Genomic DNA, 25,433 nt, shown 5'->3' with positions numbered 1-25,433 from the left:
CGGCAAAGCCTGACAGCTGCTCAGACTTCAGCGCCAAGGACAGACATGGGGACGGGCAATTAGCACCAACGGGAGGGCCGGGCCAAGAGGCCCGGAGTCTCAGGAGCGCCCGCTCACCGCGTTGGCGACATGCTGGCTGCCCCAGTGCGCGAGGCCGAGGATGGTCTCCATGGGATTGACGCCCAGCGCGGTGGGGAACACCGAGCCGTCCACCACGAAGAGGTTGTCCGCGTCCCAGTAGCGCAGCGTGCTGTCCACCACGCTCGTCTTCGCGCTGCCGCCCATGGCACAGCCGCCCATCTGGTGCGCGCTGGCCACGCGGCACAACAGCGGCGCGTAGGGCGCCCTATCCAGCAGCGCCACGTCCTTCTCGCCGTGCATCACCACCGGCGACGAGTGCGGGCTGAGCACCTGCTCCGCGCCCGCGGCGAATTGCAGGCGCGCGGCCACCTTCAGTGCTTCTCGGAAACCCTCCCAGTGGAAGTCGGTGAGCGGGTAGTCCACCTTCAGCCGCGTGTACTCGCCCTCGCCGCGCAGTCCCACCGTGCCGCCCTCGTCCCCGGGGTGCACGCCGTCCAGGGTGATGGAGATGACCGCATTGGCATACGGCAATCGCGCCATCAGGTCCTGATGGGCCGCACCGAAGCCCGGCATCGTCACCGAGGCGAGGACGGGGTGGATGGGTGGCACCTCGATGAGCCAGCCCAGCTTCCCCGGCCCCCGGTCGATGAACTGGCGCGAGTAGACGCTGAGCGGCGCGCCGTAGAAGGCCTCCACCCGCTCGCGGAAGCGGGCCGTGGAGACGACCACCGGGTGCAGGAAGAAGCGCTTGCCCACGAGCCCCCGCGCGGTGAGCCCACTGCGCAACAGCAGCGCCGGCGAGTTGATGGCCCCGCCGCACACCGCCGTCACCTTCGGCTTCACCGTGAGGCGCCGGCCCGTGGGCCGGTCCGTGCGCGGGTCCAGCACGTCCGCGTGCACCGACACCACGCGCATGCCATCCAGCTCCAGCTTGCGAGCGCTGACGTTGGCGAACAGGCGCATCCCCTGCTCCACCGCGTCCGGAATCAGCGTCACCAGCGTGGACTGCTTCGCGTCCGTGGGGCAGCCCAGCCCACAGGCGCCCAGGGCCGCGCAGTTCTTCACGTTGCGCTTCACCGTGCCCCGGCTGTAGCCGAGCTTCCCCAGTCCCTCCCACAAGAGCTGGTTGTTGCGATTGGCCCTTTCAATGGGCCAGTCGCGGATGTGCAGCCGCTCTTCCAGCCAGTCCCAGTGCGGGGCCAGCGTGTTCTCGTCCAGTCCCTGCACGCCGTGGATGTCGCGCCAGCGGTGGAGGATTTCCGGCGGGGTGCGGAAGCTGGCGCACCAGTTGACTGTGGTGCCGCCGCCCACGGTGCGGCCCTGGAGGATGCTGATGGCCAGGTCGTCCGTCGCCCGGTTGGCCATCTCCTGGTACAGGGCCGGGTACGCCGTGGACTCCTTCATGTCGAAGTCGCGGCGGGTGCGGTAGCCCCCCTCCTCCAACATCACCACGTCCAGGCCACGCCGCGTCAGCTCGTGGCCCAGCACGCCGCCGCCCGCGCCGCTGCCCACGATGCACACGTCACAGGTGATGGTGCGGTCCTCGGTGAGCTCGTCTCCCGTGAAGATTCGGCCGCTCATGGCGTGGAGCCCTCCTTCTGCGTCAGCGGCGCGGGGCGGGGACCCTCACCCTTCCAGGCCACTGCGTTCGCATCATGGAAGCCCTCGGGGATGGTGTAGCCCGAGGCCGCCACCGCCGCCGGGTGCAGGTAGTAGGCGCTGTACACCAGCGTGCGCAGGGCATGGTGCCCGGTGCGCCGCAGCAGCAGGCGCGAGGTGCGCCAGTCCTCGAAGGCCGCGTCCTGCGCTTCGGGGGACAGCCGGGAGAAGGGAGTGACGCGGCCGTTGAAGAGGAAGCCCGCGAGCGCGTTGTCGAAGAGGCCCAGCAACTCCCGCACCTCCTTCGCCACGGAGGCGTCTCCTCGCGCGAGCAGCCTGTCCGCCGTGAAAGCCACGCGCGCCGTGTCCGCGTCCGGCCAGCCCGGGCGCCCCGGAAAGGCCCGCCGCGCCAGCGCCTGGAGCGTGGCGTACTCGCGAGGGCCCAGCACCTGGAGTCCCTCCGGAGGCGGAGACAGGGACAGCCCCTCGCGCGAGGCCAGCAGGGCGCTGCCTCCCAGCGCCAGCAGGGCGCCTCCGAAGAGCCCGCGCTTGAGGAGTCCCCGGCGGGTCATCGACACGTCCATTCCATCCTCCGGTTCCGACGCCGGTTGCGAAGCCTATCGTGCCCTTCCGTGCTCGGACAGACGGCGGCGCGGAGGGCCCCTGTAGCTGACAGTCGACCTCACGCGTCCAGCAACACCCGCAAGTCGTCCGGGATGGGCATGGGCGTGAGGATGCCCACGTTGGCGCCACCGGTGTTGCCGAGCGGCGCCCGGCCCAGCCACGAGCCCGGCCCGGCGACCAGGATGCGCGCGAACTGTCCCGCCAGCTCGCGCATGTCGCGGCGCCGCCACCCGAAGGCGAACATCCGGCAGTGCACGCGGACATGCGGCCCCGCGTAGGCCTGGCTCAACACGTGGGCCCGTTCCAGGTGGCGCCAGGCGCTCGGCGAGTCCTGGCGTGCCTCGGACTGGAGGGCTTCGAGCAGCTCCGCCTCGAAGGCGGCGCGCAGCTTCGGCTTCATGGGCATGACTTCCTCCTCTTGGGTGACTCCACCCTCGCGCGGGGAGGCGGCTGCGGGCTTGTAAGAACTCGCTACTCCGGAGGCGGAAGGACCCAGTCCACGACGCCTGCAATCTCCGACGGGGTGAGGCCGAAGGTGCGGCGGAAGGCATGACTGAGGTGCGCGCTGTCGGTGAAGCCCGCGGCGTGCGCCGCCCTCGTAAGCGAGGCCCCGCGCTGGAGGTGCCCGGCGGCGCGCTGCAGGCGCAGCCAGAGGATGTAGGGCCGCAAGGGCAGGCCCACCTCCTGGCCGAACAGGTGTGACAGCCGCCCTGCAGACAGCCCCACGAGCGGCGCGAGGGCGGACAGGCGCACGTCCTCTTCCAGCAGGTCCGGCAGGAGGCGCAGGAGCTTCTTCACGGAGGGGTGGGCCGGCAAAGCCTGTCGCGTGTCTGCCCGGAGGGTTTGCAGCAGGGCGTGCACGAGGCGCTCCGCGTCGGCCCAGCGCTTCGGCAGGGACTTCGCGCCCTGGGTGAGCAGGGGCGCTCCCGCGCGACGCCAGGCCTCCGCGTCCGTGCCGATGTCCAGCGTGCGCAGCTGGCGTCCCACCGCGTCGTCTGGATTCACGTGCAGGATGATGACGGCCGCGCCAGGGCTGGCGATGGTGTGCTCGACATCGGGTGGAGTCACGGCGGCCTGGCAGGTGACGACGTGCTGGTGGGCGTCCCGCAGCGCCACCGGCTCCCCGAGCGACACGAGGAGCTGGAAGGTGTGGTGCGCGTGCGGGCGCGTCTCACCAAGCGGCCCGGCGTACAGGAGCCGCCGGGGTCCGAAGAAGAGCTGCCCCTTCCAGGCGCGGGTCCTGCTCACGGTGCTCAGGGCGTGGGCAGCGCCGTGGCCGCGTGGACCGCGGGAGGTGAAGCGGTCGCCGTGCCGACGCCGTAGACGCCGTCATACCCTTCGTCCGTGGCGCCCTTCTGGACGACGATGCGCGGCGTCGCCGCGTGCTCCTCGTAGCGGGCCTTCTTCAGGGGTTGGACCTTGCAGGCGTCCTCCGACCTGCCGATGCAGGCCCACATGCTCCCGCCCAGATAGGCCATGTCGAGCGTCACCAGCCCGGGCTCCGCTTCGAGCAGGTGGTTGGACATGAAGCGCAGGTTCGGGTCCCACGGTGCGCCCTTGTCACGGCGGGCATGGAGGTTTCCGGTCAGCACGATGAAGGTGTCCCGGGGGGCCAGAGCCCGCTCCTGGAGGAGCTTCGCCGCCATGGTGGCGTCGCGATCTCCACCGCCCGCATCGAAGGCACGCACATCCACGGGCAGGCCCGCGCGCTTCAACTCGCGCAGCCGGACGAGGGCCTGGAGCATCGCCTTGCTGCTCCGACCGTCCTGATTCTTCTGGGTCCAGAACCCGCCCGCCGTGAGCGGCTGGAGCGCGCCGTCCTCACTCGCGAGGAACGCGTCGATGCGCGGCTGCTCCTCCACGGGAAGCTCCAGTCCCACGCGCACGGGCTGACCCGCGGCGGCCGCATGACACGCCAGCCGCGTGGTGAAGGCCGGCGCCTCCTGGGTGCCGTGCATCTCTCCGAGGACGATGAAGGCCGCGGGCTTCAGCAGCGCCTCCATGCCGGGAATGGCGGGGCCACAGTCCGCCTGCGCGGTGTTGGTGGTGCCGGTGTCAGGAGTCTGGACGGCGGGCTGGGCCGTCTTGCAACCGCCCAGCAGCGCGGTGGCGACCAGCAGATGACGCAGGGTGACTGTTGCCATTCGGTACGTGCCTCCTCGTGGCCTGGACTCTGCCTGGGTCCGGGAGGCGAGTCACGCGGTTGGGCGTCAGGGAGCCTGCGCCGGCACAGGAGCCGCGTCCTTCAGCACCTCGCCACGAGGCTCGCGCTCCGTCGCATCCGCATAGCCCGCCGCCACCAGCGCGCTCAGGTCGAACGGTATCGACTTCGCGCGCTCCAGCGTCTCCGCCCGTGACTCCAGCGCCGCGCGCGACTGCTTCTCCGCGCGCTGCACCCCCACGAGGATGCGATTGGCGCTGCCCCGCACGTCGAACGTGTACAGCCGCGTGAAGCCCACCTGCCACGTGCGCACCATGGCGTCGAAGCGCGCATTGGGCGGGTCCTCCCACAAGTTGCCCACCACCGCGCCGCCCTTCGCCAGCCGCGCCCGCACCGACGTGAGGAACTCCACCGTCGCCAGATGCTGGGGGATGCTGTCAGGGCCGTACGCGTCCAGGAAGATGAGGTCATACGGCGGCCCCGCCGCCTCCACGAAGCGCCGCCCGTCCGCGACGTGCGCGCGCAGGTGGTCGTCCTCGCGGAAGCCGAAGTAGCGCTTCGCCACGTCCACCACGTCCGGGTCGATGTCCACCACGTCGATGCGCGCCCCGGGCACCACCGCGCGCAGGAACATCGGCATCGCCCCACCGCCCAGGCCCACCACCAGGATGCGCTTGGGCGCCGGCACGAAGGCCAGCCCCACCATCGACACCTGCGTGTAGGGCAGCTCCAGCTCCAACGGATGCCCCGGCCGCACCACGCTCTGCAACGCGCCCGTCTGGTCGAACTGGAGATACCGCAGGCCCTCGGCGTCCTCCGTCACGGCGATGAAGGTGTAGGGCGACTGCTTCTCGTAGAGGACGGCGCGGGGACTGGCGGCGGCGCACACCAGCAGCGCCCACATCGCCAGCAGCAGTCGGGGGCCGTGACGCCGCATCTCCCCTCCTTCCGGCCACCCATAAAGTAGCAACTTTCCCAGGAAGAACAACGGGTTGACCTGCACGCCGCCAGGGTTCACCTTGCCGCGCATGAGCCACTCCCATGGCAACCTTCCGGAAGGCGCCCGCGACATCATCGCCGAGGAGGAGGCACTGCTCGCCCGCGTGCAGGCCACGCTGGAGGCAGCCCGGCACAAGGCCGGCCGCGGAACGGACACGCAGGGACTGGTCGCCCAGCTCCAGGTGCTGCGCGACGACGTGGCCACCGCCGCCGTCGCGGACCTGCCGCACCTCTTCGCGCAGATGAACCAGGCACGCTCCCTCATGGAGCGCCAGGAGACCGCGCGCCTGCCGGACTCCCAGGCCCCCTACTTCGCGCACCTGCGCCTGGACGGCGTGGGCGGCCCCCGCGACTACCTGCTGGGCCGCACCACCTTCGCGGACGTGAGCGCCGGCGTGCGCGTCATCGACTGGCGCTTCGCCCCCGTCGCCCGCGTCTTCTACTGCTACGAGGAGGGCGACTCCTACGAGGAGTACTTCGGCGAGCGGCTCGCCGAGGGCACCGTGCAGACGCGCCGGCTCGTCGTCATCGAGCGCGGCGTGCTGACGCGCATCATCTCCGGCAGACTGGTGCTGGAGCGCGCCCCGGACGGTGCGTGGCACAGCGTGGGGCTCGACGTCGCCACGCTCCAGTCGGGCGGCGCGGGCACCGCCGCGCGGCCGGAGTTCCTCGGCACCGGCAAGGGCGCCCGTCGCAGCGAGGATGCCTTCGGCGTCACCGCGCTCCTGGACTCGGAGCAGTACGAGGCCGTCAGCACCGGCCCGGACCGGCCGCTGCTCGTGCTGGGCAGCGCCGGCAGCGGGAAGACGACGGTGGCCCTGCACCGGCTGGCGAAGATTGCCTTCGACAACGCGCAGACGTACCCCCAGTCGCGGATGAAGCTCATCGTCCCCGAGGAGGGCCTGGCCCGGCTGTCCCGCCGCCTGCTGGCGCCGCTCGGCCTGGGCGGCGTGGCCGTGCAGACGCGTGACTCCTGGCTGCTGGCGACGGCGAAGCAGGCGTTCAACCTGCCCGGCATCAAGCTGTGGCACGACACGCCGCCGCTGGTGTCGCGCCTCAAGCGCCACCCCGCCCTGCGGCGCGCGCTGGCCGCCCGCATCGGCGCGCCGAAGACAGAGGCGGGCACGACGTTGGAGCGGCTGCGCAAGCGGCTGGCGGACGCGTACTTCGACCGGCGCTTCCTGGACACCGTGGTCAACGCCGCGCGCGGAGAGCTGCCGCGCACCGCCATCGACGAGGTGATGGAGCACACGCGCCTCCAGCACTCCACGCCCCTCGCCAAGGAGCTGAAGGACATCACCGACCCGGACCGGCTCGTCACCGTGGACGGGAAGGCCATCGAAGAGGACACGCCGTACGCCATGGCCGGCACGGTGGACCTGGACGATTTGCCCATCCTGATGTTCCTCAAGGCGCAGCACACCTCGCTGGGCCTGGAGCGGCTGGCGCACGTCGTGCTCGACGAGGCCGAGGACTTCTCCCTCTTCGAGCTGTTCGTCGTCAGCCGCCTGCTGGGCAAGGGCAAGAGCTGCACGCTGGCCGGAGACGAGATGCAGCAGACGGACGCCGGCTTCGCGGGGTGGCCCGCGGTCCTCAACGAATTGAACATCCGCGACGCCGCCACCTGCCGGCTCCAGGTGTCCTACCGCTGCCCGCAGCCGGTGGTGGAGCTGGCGCGGCAGGTGCTGGGCACCCAGGCTCCGGAGGCCTCCAACCCCGCGGGCCGCCCGGGCGCGCCGGTGGGCTTCCACCACTTCCCGGACGAGGCCCAGGCACAGCTCTTCATCGGCGAGGCGCTGAGGGACCTCGTCTCACGTGAGCCCCACGCGTCGGTGGGCGTCATCGCCAGCAGCCCCGAGTCCGCGGACGCCGTCTACCGCGTCGTGGCCGAGCTGCCCTGGGCCCGGCGGGTGAGCGACGGCGAGTTCACCTTCGAGCCCGGCGTGGACGTCACCGACGTGGGCAGCGTGAAGGGCCTGGAGTTCGACTACGTCATCCTCCCCGACGTGACGGCGCGGGCCTGGCCCATGGACGACGAGTCGCGCCGCCGCCTGCACGTGGCGATTACGCGCACGTCCCACCAGCTCTGGGTGGTGTCCTCCGGCGTGCGCAGCCACCTCATCCCGGACGCTGGCGCGGCAGCTCCACGGTGAAGGTGGAGCCCGTGCCGGGCGCGCTCTCCACGAGGATGCGGCCCTCCAGCGCGTCGACAATCTGCTTCACGATCCAGAGGCCCAGGCCCAGCCCACCGTAGTGCCGCTCGCTGGCCAGCCGCTCGAAGCGCTGGAACAGGCGCGCCTGCCCTTCCGGGGCGATGCCCATGCCCTCGTCGCGCACCGTCAGCCAGGCCCGCTCCGCGTCCGCGCCCACCCGCACTTCAATGGGGTGGCCCCGGCCGTACTTGATGGCGTTGGACAGCAGGTTCTGCAGCACCTGCTCCAGCCGCATCCGGTCCCAGTAGCCCCGCGCGGGGCCCGGCGCGTCCAGGCGCAGCTCGCACCCCGCCCGCGCCAGGTCCTCCGAGAAGCGCGGCACCATCTCCCGCGCGAGCGCGGCCAGGTCCAGCTCCTCGCGCTCCAGCCGCAGCCGGCCGGCGGTGATGCGCGACACGTCCAGGAGCTCGCGCACCAGGCTCGACAGGCGCGAGAGCTGCCGCTGCACGGCCACCACCTTCGTGGACAGGGCCTCCGGAGCGGCGGGGGCGCGCGAGTCCAAATCCCTGCGCAGCGCCTGGACGTTGAGGGTGAGCGAGGTGAGGGGCGTGTTCAGCTCGTGCGATGCGACGGAGAGGAACGTGTCGCGCGCGCGGATGGCGTCCTGCGCCTCCGTGTAGAGCCGCCCGTTGTCCAGCGACGAGGCCGCGCGCCGGGCCAGGTCCTCCGCGAGCCGCACGTCCGCCTGAGTGTACCGCCGCGCGGACTCGGTGATGACGAGCGTGAGCGCGCCCAGCACCTTGCCGCGGCTGACCAGCGGGACGGAGATGAACGTCCGGACGCCCAGCGCCTCCGTGGCGAGCAGGCGCTCCGCGTCGGCGGCCAGCTCCGTCTCGCGCAGGGGCGGCATTTCCGGGACGAACTCCGTGACGCCCTCGCGCAGCACCCGGCCGATGCCACCCGCGTCGTCCATGCGGATGGGATAGCGAGCGTGGAAGGCCTGGGTGCGCTCCACCATGCCCGGGCGCACGTGGGCCACCGCGACGCGCCGGACCTCACCGTCCAGCCCGGGCACGTCCACGGCGCACCCGTCCGCCAGCGTGGGGATGGTCAGGTGCGCCATGCGCTGGAGGATCTGGTCGTGGTCCAGCGACGACGTCAGCACCGCGCTGGCCTGCGCCAGGAAGGCCGCATGGCGCTGCGCGCGCCGCGTCTCGTCGTACAGCCCCCGGAGCGTCGCCTCCTGCTTCTTCTCGGCCGTAATCTCCCGCGAGAAGACGTAGACGCGCCCATGGCCCCGGAAGAGGCGCTTCACGAACCAGCGCTCACGGGCCGCGTAGTGGCACTCGAACTCCTCCGCCTGGCCCGTCTGGGCCACCCGGTGGAAGCGCTCCTGGAACGCTTCGCCCAGCACGTCCGGGAAGCACTCCCACAGCACGCGGCCCAGCAGGTCCGCCCGGGGCCTGCCGAAGGTCCGCTCCATGGCGGGGTTGACGTAGAGGCACGCCGCGTCCGCATCGCAGACGGCGACACTCTCCGGGAGCTGGTCGAGGAGAACGGTGTCGATGCCCGCCATGTCCGCCCCTGAGGAGTCGGCGCTGGCGAGGCCCTGTTCGGTCAGGGGATGTTCCACGCGTTGGATGAAGGGGCGGGCCACGGCGTTCGTGTTCTTCCGCTTAACACTTCCCTCCCGCACGCCCCACTCCAGGCAGCCGGACATGTGCTCGACACCCAACACTCACGGGCCGGGCCCGGTGGAGGTGCGAGCGAGCGGCCGGTCCGTCCCCCGACGGGGCACCCGCGCTCAAGGCTGCTGTTGCCCCTGGCGCCAGGCCTCGCGGCGCTGCTCCTGCTCCTGGCGGCGGGTGAGAGCCTCCTGCTCCTGGCGCGGCAGCTCGGACAGCCGCGTGCGGTGCATGTCGACGCTCAGCTCGTACAGGCCCCGCTCCTGCTCGGAGAGCCGGTCGCCGTAGTCCGCGAGCACCGTGCTCGCGAAGGCCACCATGTCCTCGGACACCTCGCGGCGGTGCGCGTAGTACTCGTGGACCTCCGCCTCGGTGGCCATGCCCGACAGCACCTTGCCGTAGACGTCATTCCACCGCCGCGTCTCCTCGTCGCGCCGCCTCAGCACCTCCACGTCCTCCGTGGGAGCGCCCAGCGTCCAGTAGAGGTTGTCGGGCAGCTTCGCGCGCAGCGCCTTCAGGTCCACGGGATGAAACTGGGGCGCTTCGTCGCCGGACGGCACGGACGGAGGCTGGGGCAGGTAGGGCGACACCGTGCCCCCACCCGGCTGCGCGGCCACGGGCGCGGACGGAGTCGCGGCCGGCGTGGGGGACGCCGCGGGTGAGGTGGAGGCCGACGTGGCCGCCGGAGTCCCCGCCTCCGGGGGGCTGGAGGGCTCCGGGCGCAGCAGGAACACGGCCAGCAGGACGGCGAGCCCCACGACGGCTCCCGCGGCGATGAGCCACGGGAGGCCCTTCCAGCGAGCATTCTCGGCCATGACGACCCGAATACCGCGCGCCGAGCGCACCTGGCAAACCTGACTTCCCGACGCGCCGCGCAATGACTCGCCCCGAGTGCATTTGCCGCAACGCATCACAAACCCTGGCGCGCATGAAACATGAATCAGGCACAAAGGGCCTGACACAGTTGCAATTGCATTGTATAGACAGGAATTCCCACCAAACCCGGAGGTTCCTGAATGAAGCGCCTACTCCTGGCCTGTCTCATGGCCGTAGCGCTGGTGCCTGGCATGGCCCGCGCGGAGGTCATCGTCTCGTCCATCGTCAGCGTGCTCGTGGACGGAGGTAACAACTACAATTGGGAGAAGGTGGAGCTGCCCGGGACGAAGTGTGGCAACGGCTCGCAGTACAAGTTCTTCGTGCACCGCACCAGCTCGCCCAACCTGATGTTCCTGCTCGAGGGCGGCGGCGCGTGCTGGGACTTCGAGACGTGTAGCGGGCGCGCGGGCGTGCTGGGCGCGGCCAACCCCAACGGCATCTCCGACGACTACATCACCCAGTTCACCGCGAAGTACGTGTCGCCCCTCGTCAACGGCGCCGACCCGGGCCTGCCGCTGCGCAGCCGCACGGACCTGGTCACCAAGGACTGGAACATCGTCTACATGCCGTACTGCACGGGCGACGTGCACATCGGCAACAACGTGAAGACCTACGCGGACTCCACGGGGCAGAACCCGCCGCTGACCTGGTACCACAACGGCTACACCAACACGCGGGCCGTGGCGAACTGGGCGCACACGCAGTTCCCCACCGTGCAGAAGCTCCTGATGACGGGCTACAGCGCGGGCGGCACGGCGACGTCGGCCGGCTACTACTTCGTGCGCAAGGCCATCAACCCGGCGCGCGGCTACCTGCTCAATGACTCCGGCCCCATCTTCATGGCGCCGAACTCCACCTACCGCTCGCGCCCGCTGCACGACAAGATTCGCACGTCGTGGAACCTGGACTCGGTCTTCTCGCTGCTGCCGGCCACGTTCAACATCAACGACTTCGGCACCATCAACAAGATGGTGGCGCAGGAGTTCCCCAACGACCAGCTCGCGTACACGGGCTACACGCGCGACTACAACTACTCGCGCTTCTCCTATGACCGCTTCCAGACGCCGAACGACGAGGAGTCCGTGCACGGCTACTGGAAGGTGGACCAGGACAAGCTGGTGCAGGAGCTGAACCTCTACAACAACTTCAGCTACTTCATCCCGTACCACCGCGCCATCAACGCCAGCCACTGCAGCACCATCATCACCTTCATGGGTGCGCACGCCTGCCAGAAGATGGAGAAGAAGCGGTACTGGTACGAGTACCTCGAGTTCCCGCAGACGCAGACGTACAAGTGCTACAGCGAGTTCGTGGGCATGGACAAGTTCCTCTCGCGGTGGATCAACGAGGGCCAGCGCATCCGCATCTACGAGCCGGCGAACAACTACAACAACGAGGACCCCGGCATGCAGATTGTCGCGCCGCTCATCAACGGCGCGCTGGGCGGGTAGTCCCCGTCGTCGCGACTGAAGCTGTCTGAAGGGAGCGGGACGCCGGGCTTCATGCCGGGCGTCCCGCTTCGTCGTTTCAGGGGCCTGCCGCTGGCGTTGCTCGCGGTGGGGCGCTAGACGAAGCACCCGCCATGGACAACCTCACCCACGGGCTGCTGGGGCTCGCCATCGGCGCGCTGCGCCGGCCGGACGTGCGCCCCGGCATGGGCGAGCGGGCCTCGCCCACGGACCGCGCGGTGCTGCTGGGCGCGGTGCTCGCCTCGGAGCTGCCGGACCTGGACACGCTGCTGGCGCGCGGGGACGCGGTGACGGTGGCCCTCCAGGCGCACCGGGGGCTCTCCCATGCGCTCCTCTTCAGCCCGCTGATTGCACTCGGGGCCACGCTGGCCGCGTGCGCCGTCTTCCGGGGCGCGAGGCCCCGCCCCGTCTTCCTCGCCAGCCTCGCCTCCGTCCTCTTCGCGCACCTGCTGCCGGACTTGTGGACGGGCTGGGGCACGCGGCTGCTGCTGCCATTCTCGGACACCCGCCTCAGCCTCGACTGGACGATGGTGGTGGACCCGTGGGTGACGCTGCCGCTGCTGGTGGGCGCCGTCGTGGCGTGGCGTCGTCGACGCATGGACTGGCGCCGGGCGCTGCTGGTGGGACTGGCGCTGTCCGCCGGCTACGTGGGCGCGCGCGTGGCGTCCTGGGGCGTGCTGACGCGGCGGGTGGAGGCGGCCTACGCGACCGCGGAGTCCGTGCGCGTCTTCCCCCTGCCCTTCTCCGTGGGCACGTGGCGGTACGTGGCCACCCTGCCGGGAGGCGTGCTCGCCGCGGGCGAGGTGCCCCTGGCCGGTGCGCCCCGCGAGGCGCGACGGGTGGAGGCCACCGTGGACGCGCTGCCCCCGGACGTGCGCGCGGTGGGGCCGGTGCGCGAGGCGCTCGCGTGGGCCCGCTTTCCCGTCGTCACGGTGGCGCCCGCCGACGGGGGACGCGAGGTGCGCATCTCCGACCTGCGCTACCACCTGCGCGGCGAGCCCACGCTGGGCTTCGTCCTCCGCCTGGACGCGGACCACCGCGTGACGGAGGCACGGTTGGAGCGCGGCGGAAGCGCGAGCGAATTGCTGCGCCGGTGGCGGGGCCAGGACGCGGAAACGACGAAGCCCCGGGAGAAGGAGTGACTCCTTCCACCGGGGCCTCGACGCGCTAGACGAGACTCAGGTCAGCCCGGCCAGCGGCCCCGTGTAGTCCGGGTGGCCGAAGGTATTCACATTCACCCCGAAGGCCTGGGCGATGGAGACCAGCAGCTTGTTGTGCGCCACGGCGCCCGGCAGCGGCGAGCCGGGGCCGCCCCAGCCGGACAGCGGGTTGGACCCCGCCGGCCGCGCGTGGATGAAGCGGCCCATGCGGAAGCGGCCACCCGCGCCACCCGCCAGCACGGTGGGCACGCGCACATTCATGTGGCCCGAGGCGTCACCCAGCTCGTTGCCCCAGAGGATGATGGTGTTGTCCAGGGCGGTGCCGCTGCCCTCCTGCACGGAGGCCAGCTGCGTCATGAGGTACGCCACCTGCTCCGCGTACCAGCGCTGCGCTGTCACCATCTTCGTGCGGATCTGCGTGCGCAGCGGCTCCGTGGTGACGTCCAGCCGGTGCGCCAGGTCGTTGTGCACGTCCTCGTTGATTTGAATCCACGGCATGGACGGCGCGGAGATGGTGATGGTCGCCACCCGCGTGAAATCGCACGCGAAGGCGCGGGTAATCATGTCCATGTGCAGCTTCGTCAGCTCGGGCAGCCGGGCGAGGTTGCCCAGCTCGCCCAGGCCGTACTGCGGCGGCACGACACCGGCGCTGCACGCCTCCGTGGAAGGCACGGGGGTGGGCGCCGGGTTGGGCGCCGTGCTCAGCGAGCCGATGCGCCGCTCGATGTCCGCGAGGGCCTCCAGGTGGGCCTCCAGCTTCTGGCGCTCCTCACCCGCGAGCCTGTCGCGCAGGCGCGTCGCATCCTTGGTGAGGAAGCCGAGCAGGCTCTTGCGGCGGGCGATGAGCTTGTCGGCCTCGGCCGGGTCCGCGGCGGGCGGCGGCGCGTTGCCGAAGAGGCGCTGGTATACGGCGGCCGGGTCTCGCTCGAAGGGCACGCGCGAGCCGTTCGCCGTGAAGCTGATGCTGTTGTAGACGTGCTGGCCGCCGAACTGCTCCCAGGCGTTGAGCTGGAGGGAGCGGAACTTGGTGCCGCCGCCGATGGCGTTGCCCAGCACCTGGTCCAGCGAGGCGCTCTCCGGCAGGTCGTCACCGCTGGCGGTGTTGACCTTGCTGCCGGTGAGGAAGGTGACGGGCGCGCCCTCGTGGCCCGTCAGGCCGTGCTCGTACAGCACCCGGTAGTCCAGGCCGTCCACCACCAGCAGCTTGGACTTGTGCGGCTGGAGCGGCAGCAGCATGGAGTTGGCGAAGTCGAGCGTGAAGTCCGCATCGGTGGCGCCGGTGCTCTGCGGGTTCCAGAACTCCGGAAGGCACCCGTGGGGCGTGAAGATGGCGACGAAGCGCAACGGGGGCGCGGTGGTCTGCGCGTGCGCGTCCGAGGTACCGAGCAGGTTGGCCAGCGGGAGCGCCGCGGCCGAGCCACCCAGGAGCTTGAGCAGGTTTCGACGGGAGAGTTGGCGGAGCATGGGGCGACTCACGGAGAAAGGGTGCGCCGGTGGGTGAAGTAGGGAGAGCGCACGAGGCTGACGAGCGCATCCCCCAGCTGGAGCCGCGGGTTGGCCTTGAAGGCCGTGCGCATTTCGGAGAGCAGCTGCTCGTCGACGGTGTCCTCTTCACGTCCCATGGCGTAGCGGAAGAGCTGCAGGGGCACGCAGTTGGCCACGTCATCACTGGTGGAGAGGAAGCGCGCCAGCTCACCGCCCCCGGTGAAGGGGAAGGTGCCGTTGGAGTGCTCCAGCGAGCCGCTGGCGTCCACGGCGATGCCGTTCTCCGTGGTGCGCGACTTGCCCAGGCCGTCGAAGTTCTCGAAGCCGAAGCCGATGGGGTCCAGGCTGCGGTGGCACCCGGCGCAGGCGGGGTTGTTGGTGTGCGCGGCGAAGCGGGCGCGGGTGGTGGAGTCCGCCGCGGGCGCGGGAGGGATGATGACGACGGTGGCCGGCGGCGGAGGAATCTCGCGGCACAGCAGGCGCGTGAGGACGAACTTGCCGCGGCGGATGGGCGAGCTGGAGTCGAAGAGGGCGTAGGTCGCCAGCACGCTGGCCTGGGTGAGGATGCCCGCGCGGTCGGCCGGCAGCGGCACCTTGCCAATCGTCCCGTTGGGCGTGCTCGTGGTGCCGTAGAACTGCGACATGCGGCCGTCCGCGAAGGTGTAGTTCGCGCCCAGGAGCTCCTTCACGGAGCCGCCCTCGTTGGCCAGCACGTGGTCGATGAAGGCCCGCGTCTCGGCCTGGCTGGAGTCCTTGAACGCCGCGCTGAAGGCCGGGAAGACCTGGTTGTTCTTGTTGAGGTTGGCCAGGCCGGTGATGCCCAGCCACTCGCGGATGAAGTGAGCGAGGCGCTTCTGCGCGGCGGGGGTGGCCAGCAGGCGGCGCGCGTGCGCCTCACGCTGGTCCGCCGTCTTCAGCTCCCCGGCCTCCGCGGCGGCGAGCAGCTCCGCGTCGGGCGGGGCGGCGGTGATGGCGAAGGAGAGCGCCGAGGCGACCTCGTACGGCGTCATCCGCGCCACCTGGTTGGCGCCCTCGCCCTGCTCACCCAGCTCCGTGCGGTAGAGGAAGGAGGCCGACGCGAAGATGCCCTGCAGGAAGATGCGGTGCGCGGTCTGCGGGTCCGCCGTCTTCCGGGCGTCCTGCCAGAAGGCGAGCAGGTCCGCCCTGTCCTCCGTCGTGAGGGGCCGGCGGAAGGCGCGACTGGCCACGTCGAACAGGATGTCCGTCGTGCACTGCTCCTCGTCCGCTCCCGACGGGCACTTCTCGTGGATCTTCAGCTGGTTCTTGGCGAACAGGGCCGCGTTCAGCGCGGCGTTGTCCACCTGGTCCGCCAGCAGCGACGTCACCTGGAGCCGGTCGTGCGTGCTGAAGCCGAGGATGGTGTCTTCCGGGGCGAAGGTGCCACTGAGCGAAGGCATCCCCGGCACGACGGTGGCGAGGCTGTTGTCGTACTCCACTCGCGTCAGGCGGCGCACGCGCGCCGAGGACGCTTCCGATACTTCCGGAGGCTCCTTGCCGGTTCCTGGTTTGTCGCTGGAGCAGGATGCGGCCGCCAGCAGCAGCGCCGCGGGAATGCAGAAACGGATGATTCGCATACGAAAGGCACCCTCGTACCAGCGACTCCCAGAAAACCCCCTCTGGAGTGCTGGCGCGTCGACAACTTTAACCGCTCACTCCGTCGCGGCCTGTGAGGATTTCGTGGCCGCGTACAGATGCCACTCCATTTGCAGTTTCACTGGCGTATTTCGCCTCAGCTGACGAGAGCGTCCGGGGCTTCTTCTTGGAGTCCAAGATTTGCGGATCTCCTGCGCCCCACAGCCACCCACTTCCACCCGCGAAGTGGCAGCAAACGAAGCACCCGCGCACGGCCACGACGCGCGCGAAGCTACCACCAGGCTCCGCGCATCCGGAGGCCCGCACGCGCCACTGGCCTGGTGGGCAGGAAGGCGAGCACGCGCGCGCCGCCGGGCCTTGGGCGTCAGCCCTGACGGGCGCGGTGCTCCACGCCGTGCGCGCCGGCCACCACGAGGTCCGTCGTCAGCCCGAGGAACAGGCCATGGCCCACCACGCCCGCGCGCGAGCCCAGGCGCGCGGCGAGCTCCTCCGGGCGTTCGATGGGGCCGAAGCGGCAGTCGAGCACGAGGTTGCCCTGGTCCGTGAGGACGTGCTCGCCGCGCGCGTCGCGCCGCACGGCGACGCTCGCGCCGAGCGACTCCAGGAAGAGCGCCTGCGAGCGCCAGCCGAAGGGCAGCACCTCCACCGGCAGGGGCCAGCGTGTGCCGAGCCTCGGCGACAGCTTGGCCGCGTCCACCACGATGACCACGCGCCGGCTGGCCTGCGCGACAATCTTCTCCCGCAGCAGCGCCCCGCCCCCGCCCTTGATGAGGGACAGGTCCGGGGCCACCTCGTCCGCGCCGTCCACGGTGACGTCCACCACCGGGTGCTCCTCCAGCGTGGTGAGGGGCACGCCCAGCGTGCGCGCCAGCGCTTCCGTCTCGCGCGACGTCGGCACGCCGAGCACGTCCAGGAGCCGGCCCTCCGCACGCACTTCCGCCAGCCGGTGCACGGCGAACGCGGCGGTGCTGCCCGTGCCCAGGCCCACCACCATGCCGGCACGGAAGCAGGTATCCACCGCCCACGTGGCGGCCTCGCGCTTGTACCGGGCGGTGTCGCCGACCTCCGAGTGGCCCATACCGCGCAAGCTACTCCTCCCCGTGGCGGCGGGCGCCAGGCGAGTCATGGCCGGAGAGAGGGCCCGACACCCGGCTCGGGGAGACGGCGGACGTGCAAGGCTTCACCTGACGGCGGCACTTCGACGAAGGACCGGACGGCGGCGAACGCACATCACCGGGCCGTCACGCCATCTGGAGGAGATTGCAACCCCGTTGCGACTTCGAAGCGCTCGGGACTGGCGGAGCCAGGAGCGCGGGTTCGGAGCCCGTCGGGGAGGTGACACGGAAGCGGGGCCTCCGTGTCACGACAGGGCCGCGCGGGAGGCGCGGCCCCGGTCCGGCTGACTACAGGTTGAAGGTGCCGCGAATGCCCAGGATGATGAGGCCGTACGGGCCGTCATCCACGGGGGCCAGATTCGTCTCAGTGGTGGTTCCACCGAGCGCGGGGGGCAGCGTCGTGGTCGTGGTGCCGGCGCGCACGGTGTAACGGGCGTAGGTGCCGGTGAGGTACGGGCCGAAGGACAGGGAGTTGCTCAGCCGCCACTTGCCGCCGACGGTGACGTTCACGAACTCGGGGCCGCGGATCTTGCTGTCGATATCCAGGGCCACATTGGCGCCGGGCACGGGCGTGGGAACCGAGCCCTCGATGGTGGAGTTCAGGAGGACGATGCCGAAACCCAGGCCCACGAAGGGGTCGAAGGTGGCTTCGGGCGAGAAGTGGTACTGCACGTTCGGACCGAGGCGAAGCGCGTTGGTCGAGCAGTCGAACGTGTCGGGGCACGAGTACGGGTTGTTCTTGGTCAGCACCTTCGTGTACTGGCCGTAGACACCGACGTACCAATTCGGGTTGACGCGGTAACCCACATCCAGCAGGACCGCGAGGCCCCCGTTGGCGACGTCACTGAGCTTCACATCGCCGACCGTCCCGTCCGCTCGCGGGCCGTTCTTGTAGACGTAGCCCGCGCCGGCCTGGAAGCCGACGCCTACGGTGAGCTCCAGCCCGCTCTTGACGCTGGAGCCCGTCGTCGCGACCTCCTCCGCCATCGCAGCCGAGGAAACGAGCGAGGTCGCTACCGCAAGGGCCTTGAACAGCCTTCCCGTCATATATCCCCTCCCAACAAGTGAGCTTTCACTTTATGACAGCCCGCACCATCCACGTAAGGTGCGCTGCGTCGTGACATGAGCGGTCATTCAGGACCTGGGGGCAACTCGGTGGCATCTGTCAGGGATTTCCGCCTTCGCGCGATGTATTCGACCCCGGATGGAAAATTGACAAACCGGTGCCCGTGGTTGTCAGGGGCGCAGACAATGTCTGCATGAACGTCACCCTGGAGCAGGCCCGCGCGCTGGATGCCCTCGCCCGCCACGGCACCTTCGCCGCCGCGGCCGGGGCACTGCACAAGGGACACACCGCGGTGCTGTACGCGCTGCGCACGCTGGAGGAGCAGACGGAGCTGACGCTGCTCGACAGGCGCGGCTACCGCACCCGGCTGACGCCCGCGGGCGAGCGGGTGCTGGAGCACTGCCGGAAGCTGCTGGCGGCGGAGCGGGAGCTGGAGGCCGCGTGCGCGGAGATTCGCGCGGGTTGGGAGCCCTCGCTGCGCATCGTCTTCGACGGCATCTTCCCGGCGGAGCCGCTGCTGCGCGTGGTGAAGGAGCTGCGCACGGAAGGGGCCAGCACGCGCTTCCACGTGTCCGCGGAGTTCCTCGCGGGCGTGGAGGCGGCCTTCGTGCGCGAGGAGGCGGACCTGATGGTGTCCGTGCTGCCGCCCACGCTGCCGGGCCTGCGCGGCTACAAGCTGCCGGAGCTGAAGGCGGTGCTGGTGGCCCACCGCGGGCACCCGCTGGCGAAGCGGCGCGGGCTCTTGAAGGACGAGGAGCTGGCGGAGCACCTGGTCATCACCGTGCGCGGCTCGGACCCTCGGCTGCAGCTGAGCACCGGCGTGCTGGAGGCGCGCTCCACGGTGCACCTCAACGACTTCGCCGCGAAGAAGGCCGCCATCCTGGAGGGGCTGGGCTACGGCTGGCTGCCGGAGCACCTGGCCGCGCGCGAGCTGCGCCGGGGCGAGCTGAAGGCGCTGAAGCTGGCCCGGGGCGCCACGCACGTGTTCCACCCGCAGCTGTACCACCGCGCCGGAGTGAAGCCGGGCCGCGCGGCCCGGCGCGTGGTGCAGGTCCTCACGGGCTCGGAGCCGGAGTCGTGAGGACGGCGTGACGGGCGCGCGCTACTGCGCGACGGTGCCGCAGTCGCCCGTCATGTTGGAGGCGGGCTGCCCGTTGAGCGTGTTGCCCGTGAAGACGTTGTTGGTGGCCAGCACCAGGTCCGCGGTGCCGGAGCCCCGGTTGCAGACGATGACGCCGCCCGCGCCGCCCCGGTTGTTCACGAAGCGGTTGCCCTTCAGCGTGACGGCCCGCGCGCCCAGGTGCTCCACGTAGATGGCCGACCCGGGGCCCTGGGCCACGAAGTTGCCCTCGAAGAGGTTGTTCTCCAGCAGGTCATTGTCGGGCTGGAAGTAGTGGATGGCGCCGCCGCCGCCCAGGTCGACGATGTTCTGCGGGTTGGGAAACGTGAGCAGCGGCCGGGGCTCCAGCGCAGTGGTGAGGTAGCCGCGGTACGCCTCCACGCCGTTGTCGCGGAAGGTGCTGCCGCGCACCACCGAGTTGCGGCCGTGGGTGATGCACACGGACCCGCCACCGGACATGGCGTAGGTGCCGGGCTGCCCGAAGCGGTCGATGTCGATGACGCGGTTGTCCTCGAAGAGGGTGTCCTCGATTCGCGAGCCGTCGGTGTACATCAGGTCCAGCGCGGCGCAGTGCGCGGACGCCACGTTGTCGCGGAACACCGAGTGGGCAATCGTCACCGGCCCCGGGTAGTAGGCCCACAGCGCGCCGCGCGTCCAGTCACGGTCGCCGTTGTACTGATTCTTGCGCACCTTCTCGAAGACCATGTGCTCGAAGCTGGGGTGGCCGTCGCCCACGGAGCCCTGCCCATAGAAGTTCACGCCCCACCAGCCGTACGGATTGGTGGACGTGAGCAGCACCGGCTTCTGCGCCGTGCCCTGGACGTGGATGGCGCCGTAGACGCGCACCTCCACGCGGCCCTTCTGGTGGTTCATCACGCTGGCCGGCGCGGAGGAGTCCACGTCCGCCTCCGTCACCTCCGGGCGGCCGCGGAAGTCGAGGATGACGCCCGGCTCCACCGTGAGGACCTGACCCTTGGGAATGGTGACGACGCCATTCGCGTCCCCGACGACGCGGTACGGAGAGCCCGCCTCCGTGAGCCGGCCCGACAGCGTACTGGTGACAGTGGTGCCGCCGTCCGCCGGCACCGGGATGACGGGCCCCGCGTCCGAGCCACCATCTGATGTGCCCGCGTCCGAGCCACCGTCCGTCGGCCCCGCGTCACCGCCTCCGTCCGTCCCCGGGGTGACGGAGCCCGCGTCACCGCCCGCGTCCACCGTGCCCGAGTCTTCACCTCCGCCCGTGGAGCCCGCGTCCTCCTCTTCCTGCACGACCGTCGGAGGCTTCGCCTCCGGAGCGGACGAACACGCGGCGGCGAACAACCCCACGACGAGGAGCGGAAGGGACAGCTTCCAGCGGAGCGGGACGAAGGTGTTCATGTCTCGCCGCGCTAACACGCCACTCGAAGGCCGCCAACCTCTGTTAGAAGCAGCGCCCCATGGCGAACGAAGTCCTCGTCCTGACGTACTCCGGCTGTGACACGTGCAGGAAGGCGCTGAAGTGGTTGGAGGCGCACGGTGTCGCGCACCAGGTGCGGCCCATCGTCGATGCGCCGCCCACCGTGACGGAATTGGGACAGTGGATTCCGCGCAGCGGCGTGTCCGTCCGCAAGTGGCTCAACACCAGCGGCCAGAGCTACCGCGCGCTCGGGAAGGCGAAGGTGGACGCCGCGTCCGACGCGGAGCTGGTGTCCTGGCTGGCCGCCGACGGAAAGCTCGTCAAGCGGCCGGTGCTCGTCACCGGAAGCACCGTCCTCGTCGGCTTCCAGCCGGACGCGTACGCGCGGGCCTTCGACGGCGCCCGCTGAGGGCATGCCCCGGAAGCAGGCGGGGGAGCATGCGCTCGTCGCGCCGTCCCTCGCGCGTTGGGACCTGGAGTGAAGACTCCTTTCCTTCATGGAGACCGGCGCGCGACGTCCGCTCGGAGAGATCCTCCTGGAATTGGGAGTGCTCAACCGCGCCCAGCTCCGGGTGGGGCTGGTACATCATTTCGAGACCCACGTGCCGCTCGGCCGCGCCCTGGTGCGCGAGGGCGTCTGCACCGAGGCCGACGTGCTCCGCGGCCTGGCCGCCCAGCTCGGCGTGGAGGCAGTGGACCTGGAGCACGCGCTTCCCGAGCGCGCCGTGGCCTCGCTCATCCCCGCCCGCATCGCGCGGCAGTACCGCGCCGTCCCGCTCCGCGTGGAGATGGTGCAACTGGAGCAGGGCGAGCGCGAGGTGCTCCACATCGCCCTGCCCGCCCCGGTATCGCTCGAGGCCGTGGACGCCGTGCGCGCCGTGTCCGGCAAGCCCCGTGTCGAAGCGCATGTCGCGTCGGACCCCGCGGTAGCGCGCGCACTGGCCGAGCTCTACGGCATCGAAGAGCCGGCCGAGCCTCCCGCCGGCCCCACACCGGCCCCCGGTGGCCCGCTGCTGCTCTACGGGTGGCCGCCCGTCACCGCCGTCCTCATCTCCCGGCAGCTCGCGCGGCACGGCATCCCCGCCAAGGTGGCCACGCCGCTGGAGGTGCTGCACACCGCGCCGAACGACGTCGTGCTCGCGCCCATCCAGGCCATGGAAGGACTGCTGGCCGGAGAGGTGCACATCGCCGGCTCGCTCATCGTCCACGGCACCTCGGACGACGAGGGCTTCGAGCGGGCGCGGAAGCTGGGGGCGCGAGGCTTCCTGGCCAACCCCCGCGACGAGCAGCTCCTGCTGCGCGCCATCCGCCGGCTCCGCCCCGACGGAAGCACCTCCGGCCTGCCCGGGGGACCCGACTCCGCGCCCCATTCCCACTGACGCGCCGAGTCAGACCCACCTCCACCCAGGCGCGCCGCTCGAAACCCACAAAAAAGTGAAGGCTCCAGGCAACTCCTGCGCGGGCTCTCGGAGAATGAGAACCAGAGGGTGCCCACCTGGGCACCGCGTGTCATCCCGGAGCCCCCCATGTCCTACTCGCCCATCGGAACCCGCCGCCCGCCTCCGCCCCCGCCCCCGCCGGTGCGCCGCGAGCCCCCGGCCCAGCCGCAGGGTGGTGCGCGCAACCCGCGCGTGGACACGCAGGCGCAGGGCACGGTGGAGGGGCCTCGCGGCAACCTCGTGAGCGGCCAGTCCAGCTTCCAGGCCGGCGGTGCCCGCGCGGAGACGAGCGGCACCGGCCCGGGCGGCATCGAGACGCGGGCGTACGCGCAGGGGCCGTCGCTGACGGCGGACGCGCGGGTGGACGCGGACATCGGCCTGTCCGGCATCGACGTGAGCCTCGACGTGGACATCGACGCCACGGCGGTGGAGGCGGGCGCCGGAGCCAGCAAGACGGTGGAGTTCGAGATCGCCGGCGAGCAGTACTCGGTGGAGCTCGACGTGGAGGCGATGGGCCGCATCGGCGCCGACGGGCACATCAACCTGGACCTGCACGTGGGCACGGATGGAAACGTGTCCATCAACGCCGCGGCCTCGGGCTTCGCGGGCGCGCAGGCGAGCCTCACGGGCTCCATCGAGCTGAAGCATGAGGGCGACACCCTCGCGTCCGGCAGCATCACCGCCAGCGCCAGCGCGGGTGTCAGCGGGGATGCCCACGCCGACATCGGCCTGGACGGCGGCAACCTGGAGTTCGACGTCGGCGTGGAGGCCACCGCGGGTCTGGGCCTCGGCGTGGAAGTCGAGGGCTCCGTCAACCCGGGCAACGTGCTCAAGGCCGTGGGAGAGACGGCCGCCGCCGCGGGCGGCGAGATTCTGGAGAACGTGGCCGAGGGCGCCATCAACGCGGGCGGCGCCGTGGTGGACGCGGCCGGCGACGTGTTCTCCGGCGCGGTGGGCGCCCTGGGCGACGTGGCCAGCGGCATCGGCAACGCGGCCAGCGACGCCTGGAACTCCGTCTTCTAACCAGCGCCCCGGTGGGAAAGGCCCGGCCCCTCACGGGGCTGGGCTAGACTCCGTGGACTCATGGCCGCCGTCTCCAAGCTCGCATCCTCCGCCGCGCGCCTCATGAAGCAGGGCCTCCTCAAGGAGGCGGCCCGCGAGTTCGAGCGCGCAATCTCCCAGGACCCGAAGGATGCCAGCGCGCTGCTGGGGCTCGCGCGCCTGCGCCTCGCGCAGCATGACGAGCCCGCCGCGCGCGCCGTGCTCCAGCAGCTCATCGCCCTGCACCCCACCCACCCCGAGGCGCTCAGCCACGTGGCCCGGCTCGACGCCGAGAAGGGGGATGCACGGGCGCTGGAGCTGTTGAGCGCGCTCGCCGCCCAGCCGAAGGCCGGCTACTTCGAGGTGCTCAACCACGGCCGGGCCCTGCTCGCGCGCGAGCAGTACGCCGCCGCGGTGCCCGCGCTGGAGCGGGCCCTGTCCCTGCAGCCCGGCAACGCCCAGACGCTGACGTACCTGGGCCAGGCGCTCCAGGGCGAGGGACAGCTGGACGCGGCGCTGAAGCGCTACCAGGAGGCCTCCGAGGCCACCCGCACCGAGCACCTGCCGCTGCTGCTCGCCTCGCGCGTGCAGGTGCTCCAGGGCCACGTGGGCGCGGCGCTGGTGACGCTGCGGCAGGCCATCCTCCGCGCGCCCAAGGAGGCCTCGCTGTTCCGCGAGTTCGCCTCGCTGTGCCTCTTCGCCGGTGCTCCCGACGCGGCCCTGCGCGCGGCCATCGAATTGCGCCTGCTCCTGCCCGAGAGCGCGGACGCCATCTACCTCCACGGCCTGTCCGCCTTCGTGGCCGGGAAGAACGAGGACGCCGACCGCATCCTCCGCGAGGCGCTCGCCAAGGCCCCGGACTCCGCCCCGGTGCGGGTGGCGCTGGCCAAGGTGCGGCGCCGCCTGGGAGACGACGCGGAGGCGCGGACGCTCCTCGAGGCAGCCCTCGCCGCCGAGCCCTCCGACGTGGGTGCGGCCAATGACCTCGCCGTGCTGCACCTGTCGAAGCCGGGCGGCGCCGCCAGCGCCCGCGCCGTGCTCACCGAGGCCCTGAAGGCGCACCCCGAAGACGCGGGCCTCCACCTCAACCTGGCCCTCGCGCTCGCGGACAGCGACGCGGCCCGGGCCCGCACGCACGCGCAGCGCGCCCAGGCCAGTCGCGACCGCCACATCCGCGAGCAGGCGGACCGGCTCGTCGCGGCGCTCGGCTCGCGGTGACGCCGGGCGCGTGAAGCACTACCCCGGCGCGAGCCCCAGCAGGCCCAGCACCTCGGGGTACACCTTGCTGGCGAAGTAGCGGCCTCCCGCGACGGTGAAGTGGACGCCGTCCTCCATGCGCAGGCGCATCGGCTTGCGGAAGCCCTCGACGCGGGTCTGGACGAGGGCGCGTCCCTTCGCATCCGTGAAGAAGGGGCGCGTCTCCACGTGCAGGGCGTCCTGGTGGGCGGAGATGACCTCGCGCTGGAGGCCGCGGATGAGCTCCAGCTTCTGCTCGAAGCGCTTGCGCCCGGTGGCCGGCAGCTCCAGCCAGACAATCTTCCGGCCCGGCGCGGACAGGACTGTCACGAAGTCCTCCAGTCGCTGGCGGTAGGCCTCTTCCCACTCGGGGCGACCCCAGTGGATGGGCTTGCCGCCCTTCGCGTCCTTGAGCGACTGCCCGTCGTTGCCCCCGATGATGACCACCACCACGTCCGGGTTGTGGCGCTGCACCTCCTGCTGTCCCACCGTCATCCAGTCGAAGAAGTCCGGACGGGCCAGCCCGGTGGAGGACTTCGCGCGCCGGGCCGTGCGGATGTGCGGGTGCGCTTCCAGTCGCGCCTGCAGGTACTCGCCGAAGCCGGTGGCGATGAGGCTGTCTCCCAGGAGCAGCACGGTGTGCGAGCGCTCCGCCGCCGGAGGCGACGGGCTCACCGCGGGCGGTGGAGCCGGCAACACGGGCGCGGCGTGCAGCGCCTCGCGTGGCGCGCCGGCATCCGGTTCGGACGCGGCCAGCACGGGAGCGGCGGAGAGCAGGGGGACGAGGGTGAGCGCGCGAGCGAGACGGTTCCGCATTGCCGGCCGAACGCTACCGGCCGGACGCGGTGAGGTACATCCCCCTTCCAGTGCGTGGCGCAGGTGGCACACGGCGGGTGAAGGGCCGGGCGGCCTGACGCATCCATGACGCGGTCAGCCCCGCACTCCGTCCCACCCCTTCGGGCAGTGGACTCGTGGAAGGAAGGTTCCTTGGCTCTGTCTCGACCCCACCAGAGAGAAGGGAGTAGCAGGCGGGCTGGCGTGGGTTATGCGGGTATGGCTACTGCAACCCTCAGTCACTCGCCTGTGCGAGTCGCGCGGGTGGCGCTGGCTGCTG

The 25,433-nt window shown here is 71.1% G+C and carries 22 protein-coding genes; 8 read left to right on the top strand and 14 right to left on the bottom strand.

Annotated features, from left to right (window positions below):
• Positions 1-99: 99 nt before the first annotated feature.
• The 6 genes from G4D86_RS47905 to G4D86_RS47880 form a co-directional block, all read right to left on the bottom strand.
• Positions 100-1,662, bottom strand: a complete 1,563-nt coding sequence (locus tag G4D86_RS47905; protein ID WP_164002256.1) for a GMC family oxidoreductase — start codon at positions 1,660-1,662, stop codon at positions 100-102.
• Positions 1,659-2,264, bottom strand: coding sequence for a hypothetical protein (locus G4D86_RS47900; protein WP_164002255.1), 606 nt, complete (start codon positions 2,262-2,264; stop codon positions 1,659-1,661). The genes G4D86_RS47905 and G4D86_RS47900 overlap by 4 nt, the downstream gene beginning before the upstream one ends.
• Before the next feature lie 98 nt (positions 2,265-2,362).
• The gene (locus G4D86_RS47895; protein ID WP_205520383.1) at positions 2,363-2,710 is read right to left on the bottom strand and encodes a DUF3703 domain-containing protein; all 348 of its coding nucleotides are present in this window, start codon (positions 2,708-2,710) and stop codon (positions 2,363-2,365) included.
• A gap of 65 nt (positions 2,711-2,775) precedes the next feature.
• The gene (locus G4D86_RS47890) at positions 2,776-3,552 is read right to left on the bottom strand and encodes a helix-turn-helix transcriptional regulator (RefSeq protein WP_240360890.1); all 777 of its coding nucleotides are present in this window, start codon (positions 3,550-3,552) and stop codon (positions 2,776-2,778) included.
• A 5-nt stretch (positions 3,553-3,557) separates the two neighbouring features.
• Positions 3,558-4,448, bottom strand: a complete 891-nt coding sequence (locus G4D86_RS47885; RefSeq protein WP_164002254.1) for a ChaN family lipoprotein — start codon at positions 4,446-4,448, stop codon at positions 3,558-3,560.
• A gap of 66 nt (positions 4,449-4,514) precedes the next feature.
• A complete protein-coding gene (locus G4D86_RS47880; protein ID WP_164002301.1) occupies positions 4,515-5,402 on the bottom strand; it encodes a spermidine synthase in 888 nt (295 codons plus the stop codon).
• Between the two features lie 91 nt (positions 5,403-5,493).
• Here G4D86_RS47880 and G4D86_RS47875 point away from each other — a divergent pair, with 91 nt between their 5' ends.
• Positions 5,494-7,617 carry an ATP-binding domain-containing protein gene (locus G4D86_RS47875; protein WP_164002253.1) on the top strand — a complete coding sequence of 708 codons (2,124 nt, stop codon included), beginning with the start codon at positions 5,494-5,496 and terminating at the stop codon, positions 7,615-7,617.
• Here G4D86_RS47875 and G4D86_RS47870 read toward each other — a convergent pair.
• Positions 7,583-9,337: an ATP-binding protein gene (locus G4D86_RS47870; protein ID WP_164002252.1), complete on the bottom strand. Its 1,755-nt coding sequence runs from the start codon at positions 9,335-9,337 to the stop codon at positions 7,583-7,585. The two genes, G4D86_RS47875 and G4D86_RS47870, sit on opposite strands and share 35 nt — an antisense overlap.
• 84 nt (positions 9,338-9,421) lie before the next feature.
• Positions 9,422-10,117: a hypothetical protein gene (locus G4D86_RS47865; protein ID WP_164002251.1), complete on the bottom strand. Its 696-nt coding sequence runs from the start codon at positions 10,115-10,117 to the stop codon at positions 9,422-9,424.
• Positions 10,118-10,318: 201 nt separating this feature from the next.
• On the opposite strand from G4D86_RS47865, the gene G4D86_RS47860 reads away from it, so the two are divergent.
• Complete coding sequence (locus G4D86_RS47860) at positions 10,319-11,629, top strand: pectin acetylesterase-family hydrolase (protein WP_164002250.1); 1,311 nt, start codon at positions 10,319-10,321, stop codon at positions 11,627-11,629.
• Between the two features lie 131 nt (positions 11,630-11,760).
• Positions 11,761-12,789, top strand: coding sequence for a metal-dependent hydrolase (locus G4D86_RS47855; protein ID WP_164002249.1), 1,029 nt, complete (start codon positions 11,761-11,763; stop codon positions 12,787-12,789).
• 36 nt (positions 12,790-12,825) lie between these two features.
• Here G4D86_RS47855 and G4D86_RS47850 read toward each other — a convergent pair whose 3' ends face one another.
• The 4 genes from G4D86_RS47850 to G4D86_RS47835 all read right to left on the bottom strand — a co-directional run bounded on the left by G4D86_RS47850 (position 12,826) and on the right by G4D86_RS47835 (position 18,068).
• On the bottom strand, positions 12,826-14,271 hold the full coding sequence (locus G4D86_RS47850; RefSeq protein ID WP_164002248.1) for a DUF1552 domain-containing protein: 1,446 nt from the start codon (positions 14,269-14,271) through the stop codon (positions 12,826-12,828).
• An 8-nt stretch (positions 14,272-14,279) separates the two neighbouring features.
• Positions 14,280-15,887: a DUF1592 domain-containing protein gene (locus tag G4D86_RS47845; protein ID WP_164002247.1), complete on the bottom strand. Its 1,608-nt coding sequence runs from the start codon at positions 15,885-15,887 to the stop codon at positions 14,280-14,282.
• 383 nt (positions 15,888-16,270) lie between these two features.
• A complete protein-coding gene (gene rpiA / locus G4D86_RS47840) occupies positions 16,271-16,984 on the bottom strand; it encodes a ribose-5-phosphate isomerase RpiA (RefSeq protein ID WP_164002246.1) in 714 nt (237 codons plus the stop codon).
• A 325-nt stretch (positions 16,985-17,309) separates the two neighbouring features.
• Positions 17,310-18,068, bottom strand: coding sequence for an outer membrane beta-barrel protein (locus G4D86_RS47835; protein WP_164002245.1), 759 nt, complete (start codon positions 18,066-18,068; stop codon positions 17,310-17,312).
• A 212-nt stretch (positions 18,069-18,280) separates the two neighbouring features.
• On the opposite strand from G4D86_RS47835, the gene G4D86_RS47830 reads away from it, so the two are divergent.
• A complete protein-coding gene (locus G4D86_RS47830) occupies positions 18,281-19,168 on the top strand; it encodes a LysR family transcriptional regulator (RefSeq protein ID WP_164002244.1) in 888 nt (295 codons plus the stop codon).
• Positions 19,169-19,189: 21 nt separating this feature from the next.
• On the opposite strand, the gene G4D86_RS47825 is transcribed toward G4D86_RS47830, so the two are convergent.
• Positions 19,190-20,584, bottom strand: a complete 1,395-nt coding sequence (locus tag G4D86_RS47825) for a right-handed parallel beta-helix repeat-containing protein (RefSeq protein WP_164002243.1) — start codon at positions 20,582-20,584, stop codon at positions 19,190-19,192.
• A 59-nt stretch (positions 20,585-20,643) separates the two neighbouring features.
• On the opposite strand from G4D86_RS47825, the gene G4D86_RS47820 reads away from it, so the two are divergent.
• The 4 genes from G4D86_RS47820 to G4D86_RS47805 all read left to right on the top strand — a co-directional run bounded on the left by G4D86_RS47820 (position 20,644) and on the right by G4D86_RS47805 (position 24,301).
• Positions 20,644-21,012 (top strand): Spx/MgsR family RNA polymerase-binding regulatory protein, encoded by a 369-nt coding sequence (locus G4D86_RS47820; RefSeq protein ID WP_164002242.1) that lies wholly within the window; start codon positions 20,644-20,646, stop codon positions 21,010-21,012.
• 88 nt (positions 21,013-21,100) lie between these two features.
• Positions 21,101-21,982: a GspE/PulE/PilB domain-containing protein gene (locus tag G4D86_RS47815; protein ID WP_164002241.1), complete on the top strand. Its 882-nt coding sequence runs from the start codon at positions 21,101-21,103 to the stop codon at positions 21,980-21,982.
• A 147-nt stretch (positions 21,983-22,129) separates the two neighbouring features.
• Positions 22,130-23,065, top strand: a complete 936-nt coding sequence (locus G4D86_RS47810; protein WP_240360888.1) for a Circumsporozoite protein — start codon at positions 22,130-22,132, stop codon at positions 23,063-23,065.
• Positions 23,066-23,125: 60 nt separating this feature from the next.
• Positions 23,126-24,301 carry a tetratricopeptide repeat protein gene (locus G4D86_RS47805; RefSeq protein WP_164002240.1) on the top strand — a complete coding sequence of 392 codons (1,176 nt, stop codon included), beginning with the start codon at positions 23,126-23,128 and terminating at the stop codon, positions 24,299-24,301.
• 18 nt (positions 24,302-24,319) lie between these two features.
• On the opposite strand, the gene G4D86_RS47800 is transcribed toward G4D86_RS47805, so the two are convergent.
• Positions 24,320-25,135, bottom strand: a complete 816-nt coding sequence (locus tag G4D86_RS47800; RefSeq protein ID WP_164002239.1) for an SGNH/GDSL hydrolase family protein — start codon at positions 25,133-25,135, stop codon at positions 24,320-24,322.
• Positions 25,136-25,433 lie beyond the last annotated feature (298 nt).

Origin of the sequence: Pyxidicoccus caerfyrddinensis (assembly GCF_010894405.1) — a bacterium.
In the GTDB taxonomy this organism is placed as follows: domain Bacteria; phylum Myxococcota; class Myxococcia; order Myxococcales; family Myxococcaceae; genus Myxococcus; species Myxococcus caerfyrddinensis.
The sequence above is the reverse complement of the archived record's forward strand: the minus strand, read 5'-3'. Positions and strand labels throughout refer to the sequence as shown.

What these genes read in the sequence shown, in the direction of transcription:
- G4D86_RS47825 (WP_164002243.1), bottom strand. Translation starts at nt 20,584, where the DNA reads ATGAACACCTTCGTCCCGCTCCGCTGGAAGCTGTCCCTTCCGCTCCTC.
- G4D86_RS47875 (WP_164002253.1), top strand. Translation starts at nt 5,494, where the DNA reads ATGAGCCACTCCCATGGCAACCTTCCGGAAGGCGCCCGCGACATCATC.
- G4D86_RS47865 (WP_164002251.1), bottom strand. Translation starts at nt 10,117, where the DNA reads ATGGCCGAGAATGCTCGCTGGAAGGGCCTCCCGTGGCTCATCGCCGCG.
- G4D86_RS47830 (WP_164002244.1), top strand. Translation starts at nt 18,281, where the DNA reads ATGAACGTCACCCTGGAGCAGGCCCGCGCGCTGGATGCCCTCGCCCGC.
- G4D86_RS47810 (WP_240360888.1), top strand. Translation starts at nt 22,130, where the DNA reads ATGTCCTACTCGCCCATCGGAACCCGCCGCCCGCCTCCGCCCCCGCCC.
- G4D86_RS47860 (WP_164002250.1), top strand. Translation starts at nt 10,319, where the DNA reads ATGAAGCGCCTACTCCTGGCCTGTCTCATGGCCGTAGCGCTGGTGCCT.
- G4D86_RS47850 (WP_164002248.1), bottom strand. Translation starts at nt 14,271, where the DNA reads ATGCTCCGCCAACTCTCCCGTCGAAACCTGCTCAAGCTCCTGGGTGGC.
- G4D86_RS47845 (WP_164002247.1), bottom strand. Translation starts at nt 15,887, where the DNA reads ATGCGAATCATCCGTTTCTGCATTCCCGCGGCGCTGCTGCTGGCGGCC.
- G4D86_RS47835 (WP_164002245.1), bottom strand. Translation starts at nt 18,068, where the DNA reads ATGACGGGAAGGCTGTTCAAGGCCCTTGCGGTAGCGACCTCGCTCGTT.
- G4D86_RS47815 (WP_164002241.1), top strand. Translation starts at nt 21,101, where the DNA reads ATGGAGACCGGCGCGCGACGTCCGCTCGGAGAGATCCTCCTGGAATTG.
- G4D86_RS47870 (WP_164002252.1), bottom strand. Translation starts at nt 9,337, where the DNA reads ATGTCCGGCTGCCTGGAGTGGGGCGTGCGGGAGGGAAGTGTTAAGCGG.
- G4D86_RS47880 (WP_164002301.1), bottom strand. Translation starts at nt 5,402, where the DNA reads ATGCGGCGTCACGGCCCCCGACTGCTGCTGGCGATGTGGGCGCTGCTG.
- rpiA (WP_164002246.1), bottom strand. Translation starts at nt 16,984, where the DNA reads ATGGGCCACTCGGAGGTCGGCGACACCGCCCGGTACAAGCGCGAGGCC.
- G4D86_RS47900 (WP_164002255.1), bottom strand. Translation starts at nt 2,264, where the DNA reads ATGGACGTGTCGATGACCCGCCGGGGACTCCTCAAGCGCGGGCTCTTC.
- G4D86_RS47805 (WP_164002240.1), top strand. Translation starts at nt 23,126, where the DNA reads ATGGCCGCCGTCTCCAAGCTCGCATCCTCCGCCGCGCGCCTCATGAAG.
- G4D86_RS47855 (WP_164002249.1), top strand. Translation starts at nt 11,761, where the DNA reads ATGGACAACCTCACCCACGGGCTGCTGGGGCTCGCCATCGGCGCGCTG.
- G4D86_RS47905 (WP_164002256.1), bottom strand. Translation starts at nt 1,662, where the DNA reads ATGAGCGGCCGAATCTTCACGGGAGACGAGCTCACCGAGGACCGCACC.
- G4D86_RS47895 (WP_205520383.1), bottom strand. Translation starts at nt 2,710, where the DNA reads ATGCCCATGAAGCCGAAGCTGCGCGCCGCCTTCGAGGCGGAGCTGCTC.
- G4D86_RS47885 (WP_164002254.1), bottom strand. Translation starts at nt 4,448, where the DNA reads ATGGCAACAGTCACCCTGCGTCATCTGCTGGTCGCCACCGCGCTGCTG.
- G4D86_RS47800 (WP_164002239.1), bottom strand. Translation starts at nt 25,135, where the DNA reads ATGCGGAACCGTCTCGCTCGCGCGCTCACCCTCGTCCCCCTGCTCTCC.
- G4D86_RS47820 (WP_164002242.1), top strand. Translation starts at nt 20,644, where the DNA reads ATGGCGAACGAAGTCCTCGTCCTGACGTACTCCGGCTGTGACACGTGC.